The sequence below is a fragment of the Citrobacter koseri ATCC BAA-895 genome, assembly GCF_000018045.1.
GTDB lineage: Bacteria > Pseudomonadota > Gammaproteobacteria > Enterobacterales > Enterobacteriaceae > Citrobacter_B > Citrobacter_B koseri.
This window is the reverse complement of the sequence record NC_009792.1, coordinates 1162700-1181358: the sequence shown is the minus strand read 5'-3', so window position 1 is coordinate 1181358 and position 18659 is coordinate 1162700. Positions and strand designations below refer to the sequence as shown.

The 18659-nt window shown below is 55.0% G+C and carries 18 protein-coding genes; 12 read left to right on the top strand and 6 right to left on the bottom strand.

The window, feature by feature from the left end; genetic code table 11:
* The first annotated feature begins 71 nt into the window (after positions 1-71).
* Positions 72-974, top strand: a complete 903-nt coding sequence (locus tag CKO_RS05280; RefSeq protein ID WP_024130280.1) for a LysR family transcriptional regulator — start codon at positions 72-74, stop codon at positions 972-974.
* A gap of 31 nt (positions 975-1005) precedes the next feature.
* Here the strand turns inward: CKO_RS05280 and CKO_RS05275 are convergent, their stop codons facing one another.
* The 6 genes from CKO_RS05275 to CKO_RS05250 are packed head-to-tail and all read right to left on the bottom strand — an operon-like array spanning position 1006 to position 6948.
* Positions 1006-1659 carry a helix-turn-helix transcriptional regulator gene (locus CKO_RS05275; RefSeq protein WP_012132114.1) on the bottom strand — a complete coding sequence of 218 codons (654 nt, stop codon included), beginning with the start codon at positions 1657-1659 and terminating at the stop codon, positions 1006-1008.
* Between the two features lie 23 nt (positions 1660-1682).
* Positions 1683-2201 (bottom strand): fimbrial protein, encoded by a 519-nt coding sequence (locus CKO_RS05270; protein WP_012132113.1) that lies wholly within the window; start codon positions 2199-2201, stop codon positions 1683-1685.
* A gap of 14 nt (positions 2202-2215) precedes the next feature.
* A complete protein-coding gene (locus CKO_RS05265; protein ID WP_012132112.1) occupies positions 2216-3148 on the bottom strand; it encodes a fimbrial protein in 933 nt (310 codons plus the stop codon).
* Between the two features lie 29 nt (positions 3149-3177).
* Positions 3178-5664, bottom strand: coding sequence for a fimbria/pilus outer membrane usher protein (locus CKO_RS05260; protein WP_012132111.1), 2487 nt, complete (start codon positions 5662-5664; stop codon positions 3178-3180).
* A 25-nt stretch (positions 5665-5689) separates the two neighbouring features.
* Positions 5690-6367 (bottom strand): fimbrial biogenesis chaperone, encoded by a 678-nt coding sequence (locus CKO_RS05255; RefSeq protein WP_012132110.1) that lies wholly within the window; start codon positions 6365-6367, stop codon positions 5690-5692.
* 50 nt (positions 6368-6417) lie between these two features.
* Positions 6418-6948, bottom strand: a complete 531-nt coding sequence (locus CKO_RS05250) for a fimbrial protein (protein WP_024130278.1) — start codon at positions 6946-6948, stop codon at positions 6418-6420.
* A gap of 377 nt (positions 6949-7325) precedes the next feature.
* On the opposite strand from CKO_RS05250, the gene CKO_RS05245 reads away from it, so the two are divergent.
* The 11 genes from CKO_RS05245 to modD all read left to right on the top strand — a co-directional run bounded on the left by CKO_RS05245 (position 7326) and on the right by modD (position 18637).
* A complete protein-coding gene (locus CKO_RS05245; RefSeq protein WP_024130277.1) occupies positions 7326-7988 on the top strand; it encodes a winged helix-turn-helix transcriptional regulator in 663 nt (220 codons plus the stop codon).
* 72 nt (positions 7989-8060) lie between these two features.
* Positions 8061-8693: a winged helix-turn-helix transcriptional regulator gene (locus CKO_RS05240; RefSeq protein ID WP_012132105.1), complete on the top strand. Its 633-nt coding sequence runs from the start codon at positions 8061-8063 to the stop codon at positions 8691-8693.
* 242 nt (positions 8694-8935) lie between these two features.
* Positions 8936-10006, top strand: a complete 1071-nt coding sequence (dhaK, locus tag CKO_RS05235; RefSeq protein WP_024130276.1) for a dihydroxyacetone kinase subunit DhaK — start codon at positions 8936-8938, stop codon at positions 10004-10006.
* Positions 10007-10017: 11 nt separating this feature from the next.
* On the top strand, positions 10018-10650 hold the full coding sequence (dhaL, locus tag CKO_RS05230) for a dihydroxyacetone kinase subunit DhaL (RefSeq protein WP_012132103.1): 633 nt from the start codon (positions 10018-10020) through the stop codon (positions 10648-10650).
* 10 nt (positions 10651-10660) lie between these two features.
* The gene (gene dhaM, locus CKO_RS05225) at positions 10661-12094 is read left to right on the top strand and encodes a dihydroxyacetone kinase phosphoryl donor subunit DhaM (protein WP_012132102.1); all 1434 of its coding nucleotides are present in this window, start codon (positions 10661-10663) and stop codon (positions 12092-12094) included.
* Positions 12095-12281: 187 nt separating this feature from the next.
* Positions 12282-13994 carry an alpha,alpha-trehalase gene (locus CKO_RS05220; protein WP_012132101.1) on the top strand — a complete coding sequence of 571 codons (1713 nt, stop codon included), beginning with the start codon at positions 12282-12284 and terminating at the stop codon, positions 13992-13994.
* Between the two features lie 203 nt (positions 13995-14197).
* Positions 14198-15220, top strand: a complete 1023-nt coding sequence (locus tag CKO_RS05215; protein ID WP_024130275.1) for an ABC transporter substrate-binding protein — start codon at positions 14198-14200, stop codon at positions 15218-15220.
* A 26-nt stretch (positions 15221-15246) separates the two neighbouring features.
* Positions 15247-16206 (top strand): FecCD family ABC transporter permease, encoded by a 960-nt coding sequence (locus CKO_RS05210; protein ID WP_369701201.1) that lies wholly within the window; start codon positions 15247-15249, stop codon positions 16204-16206.
* Positions 16203-16961, top strand: a complete 759-nt coding sequence (locus CKO_RS05205; protein WP_012132098.1) for an ABC transporter ATP-binding protein — start codon at positions 16203-16205, stop codon at positions 16959-16961. The genes CKO_RS05210 and CKO_RS05205 overlap by 4 nt, the downstream gene beginning before the upstream one ends.
* 9 nt (positions 16962-16970) lie before the next feature.
* Positions 16971-17783, top strand: a complete 813-nt coding sequence (locus CKO_RS05200) for a class I SAM-dependent methyltransferase (protein WP_012132097.1) — start codon at positions 16971-16973, stop codon at positions 17781-17783.
* Positions 17780-18637 (top strand): ModD protein, encoded by an 858-nt coding sequence (modD, locus tag CKO_RS05195; RefSeq protein ID WP_012132096.1) that lies wholly within the window; start codon positions 17780-17782, stop codon positions 18635-18637. Before CKO_RS05200 ends, modD begins: the two co-directional genes overlap by 4 nt.
* The last annotated feature ends 22 nt before the right edge of the window (positions 18638-18659 follow it).

Genomic DNA, 18659 nt, shown 5'->3' with positions numbered 1-18659 from the left:
ATGTCGTAGCGCAAACGGCTGCCGGAGCCTCTTCTTTGCCCCCAACAGACCGTCTGCCGAAGAGATGAATGATGGACATAAAACAACTCAAATATTTAATCGCGCTGGATCAGACCCGTCACTTTGGTAAGGCCGCATCGCAGTGTAATATCACGCAACCCACCCTCTCCATGCGCATTCGCAATCTGGAGGAGGAGCTTGGTCTGGTGCTTATCGTTCGCGGGCAACGCTTTGAAGGCTTTACCCCGGAAGGCGAACGTATTCTGGCATGGGCAAAATCCCTGCTGGCCGCGCACGATGGCTTACAGGCCGAGGCCGCGCTCTGCAAAGGACAGGTTGTCGGCGTGCTCCGTCTGGGTATGGTGCCGCTCGCCAGCGTCGATCCTATGCTGTTTATTCGCGAATTAACCCCCAAATACCCGGAACTGCAATTTAGTCTCTATTCCATGACCTCGGAGCAAATTGCCGAAGGCGTAAACAGCAACCAGCTGGAGCTGGGAATATGTTATCTGAATAACATTGATGTCAGTCCGTTTGATGTTATCCCGTTAGCGAAAACCCGGATGGGTCTGCTGCACGACACGCGCCATTTCAAAATAGAAAATGAGAGCCTCTCCTGGAACGATCTCATTAATTTCCCGCTGGGTTTTCTGACCAAAGGTATGCATTACAGAGAGCACATGGATATGAGTTTTAAATCAGCCGGAATCTCGCCTAAGCATATTTTCGAAAGCGATTCAACATTCCAGATTATTCAGGCCGTACAGCGTGGCATATGTTGCGCCATTATGCCGCTCAATAATGGGCTGGAGAATTTAAACAGTAATTTCCATATTACGCCGGTCGTCAATTCCAACATTGAAGCCCCTGTCGGCCTGATCATGCGTAAGCAAGCGCCGGTTTCTTCGCTCGCGCTGCGCTGCTTTACGGACGCGCGCGACATCTACGCCGCCCACAACCCACAGCATTCGTAATACCCGCAACCCGCGCCTTTGCGTGGATTGCTTACACAAGCCATCCATCGTCATCATTGCAGGATTCGCACATGCCGTTTCTGTGCCGGTTTTTTTCCTTTACGGCATTTAAAAACAGTAATAATTCACGATCGGTTCTTAAGCGGAATTTCGTCATTAACGCGTTTCGATGCGCCAGCACCGTTTTCTGACCGATCGCCATTTTGTAAGCAATCTGCTTTGACGTCATCCCCGCATAAAGAAAGGCAGCGAGCTGGTTTTGTTGCCCGGTAAGCGTCTTATGCGGGCAATACCCGCAGTGGTGTACGGCATGGGGCGTTTTTGCCTGCTGTAAAGAAAACCAATGCTGCTTAATCACTCTACTGATCTTACTGACGCTTGCATTGAGCGGAATAAACACGATGTTTTCTATACATGAGGGAATTTCTCCTCGCGCGGGAATATGTTTTTTATCCACCAGGCCAATCATCAGGCGTGGCGCACGAAATCGCATTTCAGCATGACAAATATACTGTTCACCGGGGTGCAGCATCAGAATTAAGATATCGGCACAGGCGGCGTTTGCGTAGTCATAGTCGTTAAAGGTGAGCGTGGTCCGATTCAGGTTCGGTGGAAATATTTCGCACAATAACGCGCGCAATCCGTATTGATAAAAACGATCCTGACATCTGATGACAATATTCATGTATACGCGGCTCCGGGTAATAATTACTGATAGCTCAATGAAACCGTCACAACCGAATCAATGGTTCCCGGTGAGACCTGCCCTTGTTCACTGTAGAGCCGGGCGCGTAAATTCCAGGTGTAACGCTGTGCGACAATTTCACTGGTCAGAACCTGACCGTTGCCCAGCGGTCGACCGTCCGCCGCCTGCAACTGTATCGCGACAGGGGTAGCGGTTCCCAGATTGCGATACATATCATCGCGATGCATGTCATCAGCGTTGCCGTTAAACTGAATCATCACGCCGGTTGTGCCTTCCGGGCAATGTTCAATGCTGAAATCAAAACTGACCCACGGCGTCGTTGACCCTGCGGTATACATTGATGAAGCCGTTACCGGACTCCCCGCCGTTAAATCAACGGTTTTAGTGATGCTGTCGCTGCTCACCTGACACGGCGCGGCTTTCACATTCCCTTTGATGTTTAATGCGATCGGATCGCCCTGACCCCATACCTGACCAGTAAGCAGCATCAGGGCCAGCAGCCAGCGTTTTCTTCCAGGCATACTTTTTCCTTGGGTTATTGGTAGGTAATATTCAACGTGGCGGTGGCATTCGCGCTGCCCGGCTTCACCTGGCTTTTGGTCTGGTAATAACGCGCCACCAGCGGAAATGTCTCCTGCCCGCCTGCGGATTTTTTCAATACGATGCGGTTATTCAGTTGCAGCGGCACATCGTTATAAACTATCTGGACTCCCACGCCGTCTGCCGTTTCGGGGCTACCCTGCCCGGTCAGCGCCAGAACGCTGGTGTCAGCCGGCGCGTCAGGGTTTTGCGTTCCCGCCAGTTCAACATTGATATTCGCTCCCGGATCGCAGTTCAGCCCCAGATTTTGCGTATCGCTGTGCGACAGCACGGCTCCGGGCTGGCCGGTGAACTCGGCGGCATTAATATCACCGAGCTGAAAATTAAGAATCTGGCTGGAAAACGAACATGCGAGCGCCGTCACCTGGGTATCGGCGCCCATTGAAATCTGCATAAAAGAATGATTCGGCGTACCAAACCATCCCTGTGTAATCACTCCCGGCGTCAAATATCCCGATTGGATCGTTGCTGTTTTAATCAGCATCACGTCATAGTTACCGAGGTTATAGATATAGCTGGCGCCATTTGATGGCAGCACAAAATCCCCTGCGGGAATGGATAGCCTGATTCCCACCCCTTTCAGATTGGTGTTGTAAACATGATTTATCGGCGAAGGCGTCGCTGACAGGTAATTGATCGCATAAGCACCGTTACAATAGACGGCACCGCCAGGCGCCGTGACCAACAGTTTGGCATACCCGGAGACCCTGGCGCGGGCGATTTCTGCCCCTACCGGCGCATCTCGCTGCACGACAATATTCCCCATTGAGACGGTATTAAATAATGTCGTATTCACGGTACAGTCATCGGCAACGCTGAACCCTGAAAAAAGCATCAGTAAACTGAATAAGAGATAAGTTCGTTTCATTGTCAGATTCTCACACGAGGTCAGCCCACTTAGCGGCAAAGAGAGCCGGTCACGCTAACGCCGCTGTAGTTCTCGGCTGCGGTTAATGAATAATTTGCCGTGCAGCGCTGCTCGCCGTCACGTCCCCAGACCACATTCAGCGTCCCTTCCGGCGGCATGCCGCTTAAATAGACCTGCCCCTCGTCACCAACAATAAATTGTTGTTCTTGCGCGCCTTTTAACGTCACCATCGCCCCAAATAGCACCGTCGAACCGTGGGGCCTGGTCAACGTCAACAGCACGCGCAGCCCAACATTAGCGACATAGTCCGCCCTCACGACCGCGCCACGGGTTGGCACAACGGTTTTGTTGGTGAGCGCCAGCTCAACATCGTCCGCAACGGATGCCGTATCCAGGCCGATATCATTTTTGCGATACGGTGAAACATTGGCGGAAACGGTGTAGCCACGAAAATCAGTTCGTACGCCGCTCTGGTTTTTAATCCCGACCCCCGATGCGCCTGGCGCGCCAATCAGCACGTTGGTTTCCCCCAGAGGCTGAGAGAACGTTACGCCATCGGCATATGCCAGCACGCCCCCCGCGAGAGCGTAATTCACGCGCTGCGAGTGGCGATCGTAACGATACCCCCCGCTAACATCGGCGTAAGTACCCTTATAATCCGCGCTCAGACTACCGGTATACCCCACGTCATCCGTACCGTAACCTTGCTGAATATTCCAGTTCAGCGCGTTTCCAGCCAGCGCCGTTCCACTCAGCCCTGTGCTATGAGTCGCGCCCTTCCCGCTGCTGGCATTCATGCCATAACTGGCCCAGGTATTGCTCATAAAGCGATCCAGCGGAATGCTGATATTCAGCGCCAGCTGTTGGTCTTTATCATAACGATCGCCGCTGCCGTTTTTACTCAGCGTCCAGGCGACGCTATAGCTCACGCCGTTCCAGGCATTGTGATACCCCACGCTCCACGACTGCATCGGTTTTCCGGTATGCCAGTAGTCCTCCTGTACCGCGCTTAACGCCAACGATCCGCCGCCTGCGCCCAGGGACTGGTTGACGTTGGCTTCCATACGGTTACGTCGTTTCGTTATCTGCCCGGAACTACCGCCATACGTATCGAAAGTGTCCTGCATACCGTAGTAACCGCGCGTTGAATATCGGTAACCCGCAATCGAAAAGTTTGTTCCTGTCGCGATGCTATTTTTGCTATAGCGCACACGCCAGGATTGCCCCTGAGTCTTGCTGCCATCAGCGGGTTGCGCCCATGACTGGATTACGTCGGCAGAAAGCGCGCCAATCGTTCCCAGATTTTTACCGACGCCGGACGCTATAGCCCGATAGTTACGGGAAGTCTGGACGCCGCCATAAAGCGTGAAACCGCCCGGCAAACCATAAATCGCGGTTCCCTGGCCGAAATCGGTTTGTTCCACACGACTGTCGCTGGAGCGATAGCGCCCGCCGGTTAACGCATATTTGAACCGGCCTTCACGCTGTAACACCGGTAATGATGCGAACGGGACGGTGAAGTGCTGCTCACTGCCATCCGCCTCTTTAACCGTGACCTCCAGATCACCGGCGCCTCCCGTGGGGAACATGTCGGTAATGTCAAACGCGCCAGGGGCCACGTAACTTTGGTAGATTTGGTAGCCATTTTGCCGGATGACGATCTGCGCATTGGTGCGGGCAATACCGCGCACCACGGGCGCATACCCCTTCAGCGAATCGGGCAGCATGTCGTCATCCGACGCAAGCTGGCCGCCACGAAACGGTATACTGTCAAAAACATCCGCAGGAGAGGCGCTGTCTCCCAGCACCAGTTGCGCTTTCAGCGGGACGATATTGCGCTGGACATAGGTATAAATCGAATCCCAGTCCTCATCGCCCTGACCGCTGCGCCGCCAGGTGGTGTAATTGCGCAAACGCCACGGGCCGATATTTATTCCGGGGCGCAAATTAGCGTACTGACTATTACTGTTATCACCGCTCAGACTGTAGTTAAGCATCGCGGCGGTAATGCCCTCATCCCAGAGTTCCGGCGCGACATCCCCCCGCGCTCTGGCAGATAACGCCGCCTGCGGAATACTTAACAACAGCTTTTGCGTCGAAAACTGGAACTCACTTGAAGCCTGTGGAATAGCGGACAGATCGGCGCAATCCCCTTTGCCCTGCACACCCGGATACTGCGCGATGTTAACGCCATAGCGTTGCAACATTTCCCCTGACAGGCAGGGCTCAAGCGCATCCTCACCAGAAGGCGTTGGTGTTTTATTGAATGCGATATCCTGCGTGTCCAGAAACTGCCCGTTGAGGATAATATCGACATGGTAAGTGCCCTGCGCCTGCCCTCCCATTTCAAAACCAGAAAGATCGATATTCTCGCTACCGGATGGTATATGCTCCAGTAGCGCCGGATTAAAGTAATCCCGACCCAGAACCTCATTCAGCACGCTGAATATTCCCAGGGAGATAAACAATACAAGCCTGGCCGGATACGGATTAATTATATATTTGGCTATCATCATTAACGTAATTCCGACCCGTCGCGACTTAAACAGAACCGCTGTACTCCTCGCTGATTCCACCGTAATCATTAATAATCCTGAATTTCACGCTTCCGCCATTTCCGCCCGAAGGCAGTGCAAAACGGGCGGTACTCCCCGGCGCCACAAACGTTACATTGTCAACTTTCTTACCGGATACGGTAATTTCATTGAAATTAACGTAATAAGGCGTGGGGTTATTTACCTGAATAAACGCCCCGCTCCGGCTCCAGCTTAACTTTCCGAGCTGCGCTTCAGGCGTTGACTTGCTCAGCAACGCAGGCCGATAAATCAGTTTTATTCGTGTTTTAACCGCAATCTGTAACGTATTATCCTTACGTTGGGCCGACGGTATCGATTTAATATTCAGCCAAAACAGGGACTCTTTATCCTCAGGCAGATTTCCCGCCCGAATAATACGCATTACGTTTTGCTGCCCGTTATCAAGTCGGTAAAGCGGCGGTGTAATAATAAAAGGGGCTTTGCCCTTACCGTCATTTTGCGTTTCGATCCACGACTGAATTAAATACGGAATATTATCGGGATTACTGACGCTTAATGACGCTTCTTTTTTACCGCCATCGTAAATAACCCGTGTTCCGCCAATGGAAACACCAGCATTCACACTGGAAACGCCGATAACAAACAGCGCCAACGCGGTGGCGCAAACACGTAATACTTTCATGGTAAACCTCTGAGAGGGCCGGTTATCGGCCCCCCAACAACATATGCTCGTCAGTTATAGTTAACGGTGAAGTTTGCTACGGCATTCACGACGCCCGGCACAACAGGCACGCTGGTGGCGACATAGGCGGCGTAGAAATCCAGTTGGTTGTCAACCATATCTAACAGTGAATAGGAATAGCCATTGATCTGATTAAGGCCTAAAGGCGCTCTGTCTGCCGTCATCAGTCGAATGGCCACCCCGCTTGCCGAACCGGGATCTGCGGACAGCGCTAACAGATCGGTATTACCCGAATGATTAACGCCATCAAACTTCACCCGCGCGGACGTGACGGAAGAGGGGCAGTTAATCAGACGCAAGGTAAATTTGGTCGTTGACGCTTCATCCCCTGCGTTGGTAAACGCTGTTTTATAGACACTTCCCATATCAACGGTCATCGTATTATTGGCGCCAATATCTACGGTACAGGCGGTATCAAGAACCTGACCCACAAATTTGACCGTGCCGTCATACGCTATCGCATGTGATATTGACAAAATGGCCGCAGCGGAAAGCGCCATCGCTATCATATTTTTTTTCATCATCGCTATCCTTAACACCTGTTTATTTATCGCGTTACGACATAATGTCCATACATTTTCTGCTCTGGAAATAGGCTGCCGGGAAACGCTTATTTTTGGCTATCATCGTAAAGACAAGGAGATAAATAACATGCGATTTCCCCTTCAGCATTCCGGGCCGCATCACGTCAGCGGTTTGAATCCTGAATCAAGGCGCGATGTCAATTAAGTTCTCCTTAATTTAAATTTTCATATAAATGCACATATTTGCTCAAGTGATTTTTTGGTGTAATTTTACACCTTGTTCTGGATTCACTTATTTTTAGTCTGTCACCATAATTATTAGCTCAAGCAAGGCGTTACGCTATTACAGAGACTATTATATGGGAGGACAGATCATGCCTGAAACCAAAATAGCTATTGAATCAAGTATGTATAAGGCTCTGCCTCTGAAGCCAATTGAACATGTAGAAAAACTGATTGCGCACCTGAAGCCACACGCAAACACACGAGAAACAAAATGCAGACAAATTATTAACAACGAAAATAATAGACCACATCAATGTTATTTATTGCTGAAGGGAACCATTGGGGTTTTCAGAGCACGGGACGGCTTCATGCTTAACTCAGAAGTCGCCCCCTTTATTTTTGGCCTCAGCAATCAACTGGTTGATGCTGAATATTTGCTGATGCGCAGTGAGGAGTGTTCTGAGATCGCCTTTATTCCACTGGAGAAAGTTAACGACGTTATAGCAAATGAGAATCTTTGGGAAAGTCTGGCGAAGGTGCTTATCTACACCGCCGGTCGGGTGTACGACCACTGTACGCGCATTTCAGCGCCGACATCCTATGATATTATTCGCGCTCAGTTGTATGAATTAATGCGCGAGTCTAATGAATTCAGGCAAAATATAACTGCCGCAAATTATATTCAGTCAAGAACATTTCTGTCGCGCAGCAGCGTGATGAAGATACTGGCCGATTTAAAAAAAGGCGGCTACATCGTGACCGATCGTGGTGTTCTGAAGCAAATTCAGCAGAATATTCCCCTGAAATACTAGCTATGCTCAACACGCATTAACGCAGAGCCACTAAAATAGAATGACAATGACAGTGACCGGATAACACCTACCATGCCCCTGGATTCTTCCTTTAATCAACTGAAGCAGCCTTCGCCCTATGCAATTGCGCTGCTCAACGCACTCACGTCAGAACAGGATTTCAAACGGTACCCTCGCGGAAGTCGCTTTGTCTTCGTCCAGGGGGGCGAGCACCAGTGCCTGTTTTTCCGCACGGGCGTCGTAAGCATTGAGAACATCGAAAATAGTCTGTTGCTGGGGATAGCTTCTGCCCCGGTCTCCCTGGGGTTCACCAGCGCCCTGTCGGATAAACTGCTGATTCGCGCGCTCGAAGAGTGCGAAGCGGCGACAATTCCCCTGGATGACGTGATGGAAACCATTGAGCGCAAGCACCTGTGGGAGATCATGGCAAAGCATATGATCATCGTCACCAATAAATTGTTTATCCAGAATGAAATGGCAACAGCGCCGACCGCTTACGATCTGCTGTGCTACCAGTTGCAGGCGCTAAGCCAGGAGCCGGAAAGCATCCGCTCTCAGATGGCGGCCTACCAGTATATTCTTGAACGTACCCGCCTTTCGCGCAGCAGCGTGATGAAAATGCTGTCAGCGCTGAAAAAAGGCGGCTATATCGAACTGGAACAGGGCAAATTAATCGCAATTAATCACCTCCCTTCTCGTTTCTAACCCCCCGTTTTTTACGCTTAAAGCGGCGGCATTCGTTGGTCGGGATCGCAATTCTGACGATTACCTCGCCTTTGCGTTCCATAATGAAACATGATTAAGCATAAATGTTCCGTTGATGAAACATGTTATGGCCGAATTTTCTTTTCCGCTCACTGTTGCACAATAAGGCTATCGGCAGTGAGTGGTAGCCGTGTCATGGTACACAACCGATACCCCTACAGCAGAAGATGCGGAGCAAAATAATGAAAAAGCTGATTAACCGTGTAGAAGAGGTACTGAACGAACAACTCGCTGGTCTGGCAAAAGCGTACCCGACGCTGACGCTGCACCAGGACCCGGTCTACGTTACCCGGTCAGATGCGCCAGTGGCAGGAAAAGTGGCGCTGCTTTCCGGCGGCGGCAGCGGGCATGAGCCCATGCACTGCGGCTATATTGGGCCAGGCATGCTCTCCGGCGCCTGCCCGGGCGAAATTTTTACCTCGCCGACGCCAGACAAAATGTTTGAGTGCGCCATGCACATTGACGGCGGCGAAGGCGTCTTACTGATCATTAAGAATTACACCGGCGACATCCTGAATTTTGAAACCGCCACGGAGCTGCTGCACGACAGCGGCGTAAAAGTCACCACCGTCGTGGTGGATGATGATGTAGCGGTCAAAGACAGCCTTTATACCGCCGGTCGTCGCGGCGTCGCCAATACGGTATTAATTGAAAAACTGGTGGGCGCGGCCGCAGAACGCGGTGACATGCTGGAAGCCTGCGCGGAGCTTGGCCGTAAGCTGAATAATCAGGGGCATTCAATCGGCATCGCGCTCAATGCCTGTACCGTGCCTGCGGCGGGCAAACCGTCCTTCACATTGCAGGATAACGAAATGGAGTTTGGCGTGGGAATTCACGGCGAACCCGGCATTGACCGTCGCCCCTTCTCTTCTCTCGATCAAACTGTCGATGAAATGTTTGACACGCTACTGGAAAACGGCGCATACAGCCGCACGCTGCGTCACTGGGATCATCATCAGGGAAGCTGGCAGGAAGATAAGCAGAGCAAACAGCCGTTGCAGCGTGGCGATCGCGTCATTGCGCTGGTCAACAACCTCGGCGCCACGCCGCTGTCTGAACTGTTCGGCGTCTATAACCGGCTTGAAAGCCGCTGTCAGGAAACCGGCATTACCATTGAACGCAACCTGATCGGCTCTTACTGCACCTCTCTGGATATGACCGGCTTTTCCATCACCCTGCTAAAAGTGGACGATGAAACGCTCGCGCTCTGGGATGCGCCGGTTCACACGCCTGCGCTCAACTGGGGCAAATAAGGAGATTATGTATGTCACTCAACAGAACACACATTGTTAACTGGCTCTACCGCTGCGGTGAGATTTTCACCAAAGAGAGTGATTATCTGACGGGTCTGGACAGAGAGATTGGCGATGCCGACCACGGGCTGAATATGCATCGCGGCTTCAGTAAAGTCGTCGAAAAATTACCCGCGATTGCGGATAAAGACATCGGCTTCATTCTGAAGAACACAGGGATGGTGCTGCTCTCCAGCGTCGGCGGCGCCAGTGGCCCGCTGTTCGGCACGTTCTTCATTCGCGCCGCCCAGGTGACACAGGCGCACCAGAGCCTGACGCTCGACGAGCTGTACCAGATGATGCGGGAAGGCGCAGAAGGCGTGACCAGCCGAGGTAAAGCAGAGCCTGGCGATAAAACCATGTGTGACGTCTGGGGGCCGGTTGTGGAGTCGCTGCGCCAGTCATGCGAACAGCACCTGTCGGTACAGGCGGCGCTGGATGCCGCCAGCGCCCAGGCCGAAGCGGCGGCGCAGAGCACCATCACCATGCAGGCCCGCAAAGGGCGCGCCAGCTATCTTGGCGAGCGCAGCATCGGCCATCAGGACCCGGGCGCAACCTCCGTGATGTTCATGATGCAAATGCTGGCGGCAGCGGCAAAAGAGTAAGGATAACGCGATGGTAAACCTGGTCATTGTTTCGCACAGCGCCCTGCTGGGTGAAGGCGTCGGGCAGTTAGCCCGGCAGATGTTAATCGGCGATGGTTGTAAACTCGCGATTGCAGCCGGTATCGACGACCCACAAAATCCGATTGGCACCGATCCGCTCAAGGTGATGGAAGCCATCGAATCCGTGGCTGATGCGGACCATATCCTGGTCATGATGGATATGGGCAGCGCATTATTGAGCGCCGAAACCGCCCTGGATTTGCTCGACCCGGCGATTGCGGCGAAAGTCCGCTTATGCGCGGCGCCGCTGGTAGAAGGCACGCTGGCGGCGACGGTCAGCGCGGCAATGGGCGCCGGTATTGATAAAGTCATCAATGACGCCATGAGCGCGCTGGATGCCAAGCGTGAACAACTGGGTTTACCGTCACCCACTCAAACCGGGGGCGTCGCCACAAAACCAGCATTTCAGGATAACGACGCCCACTCCATTTCTGTTGTGGTGAAAAATCCAAACGGGCTGCATGTTCGTCCGGCATCGCGCCTGGTCTCCACGTTGTCGGGGTTTCGGGCCGACATGCTACTGGAGAAAAATGGCAAATGCGTGACGCCGGACAGCCTGAATCAGATAGCGTTATTACAGGTGCGCTGCAACGATACTCTGCGCCTGATCGCCAAAGGAGAACAGGCCGACGAGGCGCTGGCGGCATTCAAACAGCTGGCGGCGGAAAACTTTGGCGAGTCCGTGGAGGAGACGCCAGCCAGCAGCACGGCGCGTCAGCTCCCCGCGCGGGTCTCCGGCGTGGTGTTCTGCTATTCCCCCGCTGCACCGGACGTCGCGAATCCGACGACCGTCAATTTGCCGGAAGAGCAGCAGCGCCTGCAAACGGCGATTCGTCAGACGCTGGACGATCTCAACGCGCTGACCACGCTGGCGGAAGATAAATACTCCGCCGATCTGGCGGCGATTTTTTCCGGGCATCACACGCTGCTGGATGACCCCGAGCTGTACGAGATGGCGTGTGAAGTGATGCGTGATAAACCGTGTCGGGCGGAAACGGCGTGGCGCAGCGTGCTGGACGATCTCCGCGATCAGTACCGACAGCTCGACGACGCCTATTTGCAGGCCCGCTATATCGATATCGACGATATTCTCCATCGGACGCTGAGGCACCTGAGCGGAATAAACGCGCGCTTGCCGGTATTCACGCGCCCGACTATCGTGGCGGCGGAAAATATCTTCCCGTCCACCGTGTTGCAGTTCGACCCACAGACGGTTAAAGGGATCTGCCTGAGCGCAGGCAGCAATGAATCACATTCGGCAATCATCGCCCGTGAAATGGGGATCGGCTGGCTTTGTCAGCAAGGGGAAGCGGTATATGCCCTGAGCACCGGCGAGTCGATTACGCTGGATCTCGCGGCACAGCGCATTCTCTTTTCTGACTGACCGCTCTCCCATCGCGCGTCCTCTTCTGAGGGCGCGCTGTCGCATTCCCACGCTTCAACCGGCGATAACGGGAAATGTTTACCAGTTCCCAAAATAGCGGTTCGATCACGCGCACATGGCAATCCTGGACTAAGGTTTTGTCATGGTTCATGCCGCTGACTGCGGCACGCCGTTAAGGAGAATATTGATGATAACACCTGCGCTTCGCCATTCCGGCACGCTCTCTTTCGCCATAAAACTGACCGTTGCAAGCACCCTGCTGACATTCGCGTCGCTCTCGGCGCATGCTGAGGAACAGCCGGCCAGTCCTCCGCAGCCCCCGGATATTCTGCTGGGGCCGCTGTTTAATGACGTGCAGAGCGTCAAACTGTTCCCCGATCAGAAAACGTTCGCCGATGCCGTGCCTAACAGCGATCCGCTGATGATCCTCGCGGATTACCGGATGCAACGAAACCAGTCAGGCTTCGATTTGCGTCACTTTGTTGATGTGAACTTTACGCTGCCCAAAGAAGGGGAAAAATACGTTCCGCCGGAAGGACAGTCGCTGCGTGAACATATTGACGGCCTGTGGCCCGTGTTGACCCGCACAACGGAGAGCGCCGGAAAATGGGATTCGTTATTGCCGCTGCCGGAACCGTATGTGGTGCCTGGCGGACGTTTCCGGGAAGTCTATTATTGGGATAGCTATTTTACCATGCTGGGACTTGCCGAAAGCGATCACTGGGATAAGGTCGCCGATATGGTGGCGAATTTCGGCTATGAGCTGGATTCCTGGGGGCATATCCCCAACGGCAACCGTACCTACTATCTGAGCCGCTCGCAGCCGCCTTTCTTCGCATTTATGGTGGAATTGCTGGCGCAGCATGAGGGCGACGACGCCCTGAAAAAATACCTGCCGCAGTTGCAAAAAGAGTATGCCTACTGGATGGAGGGCGTGGAGAATCTCCAGCCCGGCGAGCAGAATAAGCGCGTGGTGAAACTGGATGACGGCACCGTCCTGAACCGCTACTGGGATGACCGGGACACGCCGCGACCGGAGTCGTGGATGGAAGATATCACCACCGCGAAGAGCAACCCGAACCGCCCGGCAACCGAGATTTATCGCGACCTGCGATCTGCCGCCGCATCGGGCTGGGATTTCAGCTCGCGCTGGATGGACGACCCGAATCAGCTGAGCACCATTCGCACCACCAGCATCGTCCCTGTCGATCTCAACGCCCTGCTGTATAAACTGGAGAAAATGCTGGCGCGCGCCAGCAAAGCGGCAGGCGATGACGCCAACGCAAACCAGTATGAAGCGCTCGCCAGCGCCCGTCAGAAAGGCATTGAAACGCACCTGTGGAACAATCAGGAAGGCTGGTATGCCGACTACGATCTGAAAAGCAAAAAGGTGCGTAACCAACTGACGGCGGCCACGCTGTTCCCGCTGTATGTCAACGCGGCGGCGAAAGATCGCGCCAGCAAAGTGGCTGCCGCGACCCAGGCGCACCTGTTGCAGCCTGGCGGACTGTCCACCACCTCGGTGAAAAGCGGGCAGCAATGGGACGCCCCCAATGGCTGGGCGCCATTACAGTGGGTGGCGACCGAAGGGTTGCAGAATTACGGGCAGGACAACGTCGCGATGGATGTCACCTGGCGCTTCCTCACTAACGTTCAGCATACCTACGACCGCGAACAAAAGCTGGTTGAGAAATATGACGTCAGCAGTACGGGAACCGGCGGCGGCGGTGGAGAATACCCTCTTCAGGATGGTTTCGGCTGGACCAACGGCGTGACGTTAAAAATGCTCGACCTGATCTGTCCAAAAGAGAAACCGTGCGACAGCGTACCGGCCACTCGCCCCGCAGCGCCAGGCGCTTCCCAGCCTGCGCCGCAAAAACAGGTTGAAACCACGCCGTAATGTGACCCGACCATCATGCTGACAAAAATCCGCGCGCCGTCGCGGATTTTTCTTCCTGGCAATGCCGCGCGTTCAGCTCTGCCCCTCATAGCTCTTAAGGGTTAGCCCCCCTTTTCATCGGTGAGAATTTGATACTGAACAAGTTTTTTAACGTTATATATGTAAACATATAGCGATTTTTTAACCATTTCAGGATGAAAACAATGCTGCTCACAAGACGGAGATTCGCTCAGGCGATGGCCTCTGCGCTGCTGTTTCGCCACCTCCCTGGCATTGCGCAGACACCGCTGACGTTTGCTATTGGCCGCCCGCCGGAAGGCAATATTATTCGCCGCGTGGTGAGCGCTGGTGCGCCCGCCGATGTGTTACTGCTGGCCGTCGCGCCGGAAAAGCTGGTGGGTTTCTCCTCTTTTGATTTCTCGCGCCAGGCGGCGATTCCCTTCCCCGAGTCCATTCGGGCGTTGCCCAAACTGGGCAGGCTGGCGGGGCGCGCCAGCACGTTGTCTCTGGAAGGACTGCTGGCCCTGCATCCCGATCTGGTAGTGGATTGCGGCAACGCCGATGAAACCTGGCTTTCGCAGGCGCGCCAGGTCAGCGCTCAGACCCGGATTCCGTGGCTGCTGATTAACGGTGAACTGCGGCAAACGCCGGAACAACTGCAAGCCGCGGGACAAGCGCTGGGAATGGAGGCGCGTACTGCCGCTCAGGCGGCGCTGGCTCAGCGCTTCATTGCGCAAGCGCTCGCGTTTTCCCACACGCCTGCTGCCGGTATTCGTTTTTATGCGGCGCGGGGCGCCCGAGGTCTGGAGACGGGATTACAGGGATCGCTGCATACGGAAGCGGCAGAGTTGCTGGGATTACACAACGTAGCGCGAATCCCAGGACGAAGCGGACTGGCCCAGGTCTCTATGGAAAACTTACTCACCTGGCAGCCCGACATCATTCTGGTACAGGATGCCGCCACGGCGCACTACCTGCGTCACGACCCCGTCTGGCAAGGCGTTAAGGCGGTTGCGGACAAACGCATTCTTTTCCTGAGCGGCCTGCCGTTTGGCTGGCTGGATGCGCCGCCGGGCATTAACCGTTTACTCGGGCTGCGCCGGTTGCATGCCTGGCTGGACCCGAACGTTAATCAACATTTTAAAGACGATATGGTGCGTTATGCGCGCCTGTTCTGGCATACGTCGCTGACTGACGAACAGTATCAACAGTGGGCGATCATCTGATGAGAACGACCACCCTTTCTGTCCTGATGCTGGGGATTGCCCTTCTCTGTATTGCCTTTGCCACTGTATCGGGCGCTTATCACCTCGATGCCCGGCAGGTGCTGGCGATGATCTTCAGCCATGACACGGTGCCGACACAGGATCAAATCGTGTTCTGGCAGATCCGCCTCCCCCGCATTCTCGCCGCGCTGCTGCTGGGCGCTGCGCTGGCGGGCGCGGGCACGACGTATCAGGGGATGTTTCGCAACCCGCTGGTCTCCCCGGATATTCTCGGCGTTGCCGCCGGAGCGGGTTTAGGCGCATGTACGGCGATTTTGCTGGGCCTGCCGATTTTGTTTATCCAGCTCTACGCGTTCGGCGGCGGTCTGCTGGTGGTTGCTGGCGTCTGGCTGATTACCCGCCGGGTGACGCGTCACGACCCCGTATTAACCCTTGTGCTGGTGGGTATCGCGCTCGGTACGCTGTGCGGCGCGGGAATTTCCCTGATAAAAACGCTGGCCGATCCCTATACCCAGTTGCCCTCCATCACCTTCTGGTTACTCGGCGGGCTCTCTACCATCACGCTGCATGATCTTTGCTTCTCGGCGCCGCTGATTCTGTTCGGCGCCATCCCTTTGCTGCTACTGCGCTGGCGTATGAATTTACTGACGCTTTCAGATGATGAAGCCCGTTCCCTGGGCATCAACGTTACCCGCCTTCGGCTCGCGCTGATTGTCTGCGCGACGCTCATCACCGCCAGCACGGTGGCGATTGCCGGGATTATCGGCTGGATAGGCTTAGTCGTGCCGCATATCGGCAGGTTGCTCACCGGCAATAACCACCAGCAGTTGCTTCCTGTCTCAATGGGCGCCGGCGCCATTTTACTGCTGCTGACCGACACACTCGCGCGCGCAATCAGCAGTACGGAGATTCCACTCGGTATCCTCACCGCATTTATCGGCGCCCCTTTCTTTTTGCTGCTTCTGCTGCGCGGAGGACGCCAATGACACGACTGACGGTTCACCACGCCAACCTGGGATACGCTCGACGCCCGGTTTTGCGCGACGTCTCTTTTACCGTACCGGCGGGAGAAATTTGCTGTTTACTCGGCGCAAACGGCAGCGGCAAGACCACGCTGATGCGCACCATTCTTGGCGTTCTCCCCTTGATCAGCGGCGACATCCTGCTTGATGGCGTGGCGGTGCAGCGTTTTTCAGACCGGGAGCGCGCCAGCGCCATTGCCTGGGTGCCACAGGCGCACGACGGCGCGTTCGCCTTCACCGCTCTGGATATGGTGATGATGGGGCTGACGCCGAAAATGGCGGCATTCGCCGTTCCCGGCGCCAGGGAGCGAGAAATTGCCCACCAGCAGCTCGCCGCGCTTGAAATCGTCCATCTGGCGCACCGACGCTGGAACACCCTGAGCGGCGGAGAGCGTCAACTGGTGCTGATCGCCCGCGCTCTGGCGCAACGCCCTCGCCTGCTACTGCTGGATGAACCCGCCTCCAGCCTCGACTTTGGCCACCAGATCCGCCTGCTCGACACGCTGGTGACACTGAAAAAAACGGGGATGGCGCTACTGATGTCAACCCATCATCCGCTCCATGCCAGGGCGATAGCCGACAGCGTCGTGCGCGTGGAGTCCGACGGCCAGGTATCGCAAGGCGCGCCAGAGCGCCAGCTTGCTGCCGACAATCTGGCCGCGCTTTATCGGGTCTCGCCCACACAAATCCACCGCCATCTTTTTGGCGATCAGCAATAAGGGACAGCCATGCTCATTGATGACATTGATTTTGCAGACCTCTACCGCCAGCAGCTGTTGCAGGCGAAACGAACGGAAAAAACGCCCGACCATTGGGATAAACGGGCAGAGAAAATGGCAGAAAACTGCGCGTCGCCGACGGACACCTACCTGCAACAGTTGATGGAGAAAATGGATTTGCAGGGCGTGAACTCGCTGTTTGATATGGGCTGTGGCCCGGGCACCGTCTCGCTGGCGTTAGCGGGCAAAATACCGCATATCTGCGGCGTGGATTACAGCCCCGGAATGCTGCGAGTTGCCGCCCGTCGCGCGACAGAGCAACGGGCAACCCATGTTCACTGGGTGCAACGCGCCTGGGAAGAGGACTGGAGCGATCTCCCGCGCTGCGATATCGCCGTTGCCTCCCGCTCAACGCTCGTTGCGGATATGCGCCAGGCGATGACAAAACTCAACAACCAGGCGCGGCTGCGCGTCTATACCACGCACCTGGTCAGTTCCTCTTTTGTTTCCCCCACTATCCAGCGCGCGTTGGGTCGCGAGGTTATCGAGCTGCCTAACTATATTTATGCCCTCAATGTCCTGTACCAGATGGGGATCTGTGCCCATGTCGATTTTATCCGTGGGCAGAACTGCCAGCAGGACAACAGCACCTGGGAACGCTTTGCTGAAAACGTTCGCTGGAGCATGGGCGACATCAGCGATGAAGAGCGTGAACGTCTGTACCGCTGGTATCAACAGCAGGATGCCAGCGCCCTTGCCCCGGCCAGCCGGGACTGGGCGCTGATCTGGTGGGACAGCATTCCACAAAAGGCGCTGAAATGATCTACTTCTCACACGCACAAACGGACGCATTGCTGCTGGAGGATATTCAGGGAGGCGACCTGACCACGCGCGCTCTGGGCATCGGCAATCTGCCAGGCCGCATGACCTTCCGCCATCGCCAGGGCGGCTGCGTGAGCGGCATTGCCGTGGCCAGACAAATGTTGCAGTCGCTGGGGCTGACCGTCCTGGAGCAGATGAACGACGGCGAGCGCGCCGCAGCCGGTCAACAATTGATCAGCGTCAGCGGGAATGCGGCGGCGCTGCACCAGGGCTGGAAGGCCGTACAAAACGTACTGGAGTGGAGTTGCGGCGTTTCACACTATCTCGACAGCATGCTTCACATCCTGCATAGCCGTTACCCCGACGGGCAAATAGCCTGCACGCGTAAAGCCATTCCCGGCACCCGGCTGTTAGCCGCACAGGCGGTGCTCGCCGCAGGCGGAATCATTCACCGCGCCGGGTGCGCGGAAACCGTGCTGCTGTTTGCAAATCACCGCCGCTTTCTCGCCCCCGGTAACGACTGGGCCGGGGCCATTTCGCAGTTGCGCCGTCATGCCCCGGAAAAAAAGATCGTCGTCGAAGCAGACACCCCAGAGGAAGCCCTTGAAGCGCTCCGCGCTGGCCCCGACGTTTTGCAACTCGACAAATTTACCCCACATCAGGCGGCGGAGGTGGCCCGGACGGCGCCTTCACTGGCTCCCCATTGCACGCTGGCGCTGACTGGCGGCATCAACCTCGCCACTCTGGCGAGTTATCTCGACTGTGGTATCAGGCTCTTTATTACATCCGCACCGTACTACGCACCACCGATGGATATCAACGTCATCCTGAACCCGGACGAAAGTGACATATAACATTGATAAATGGAATAAAAAC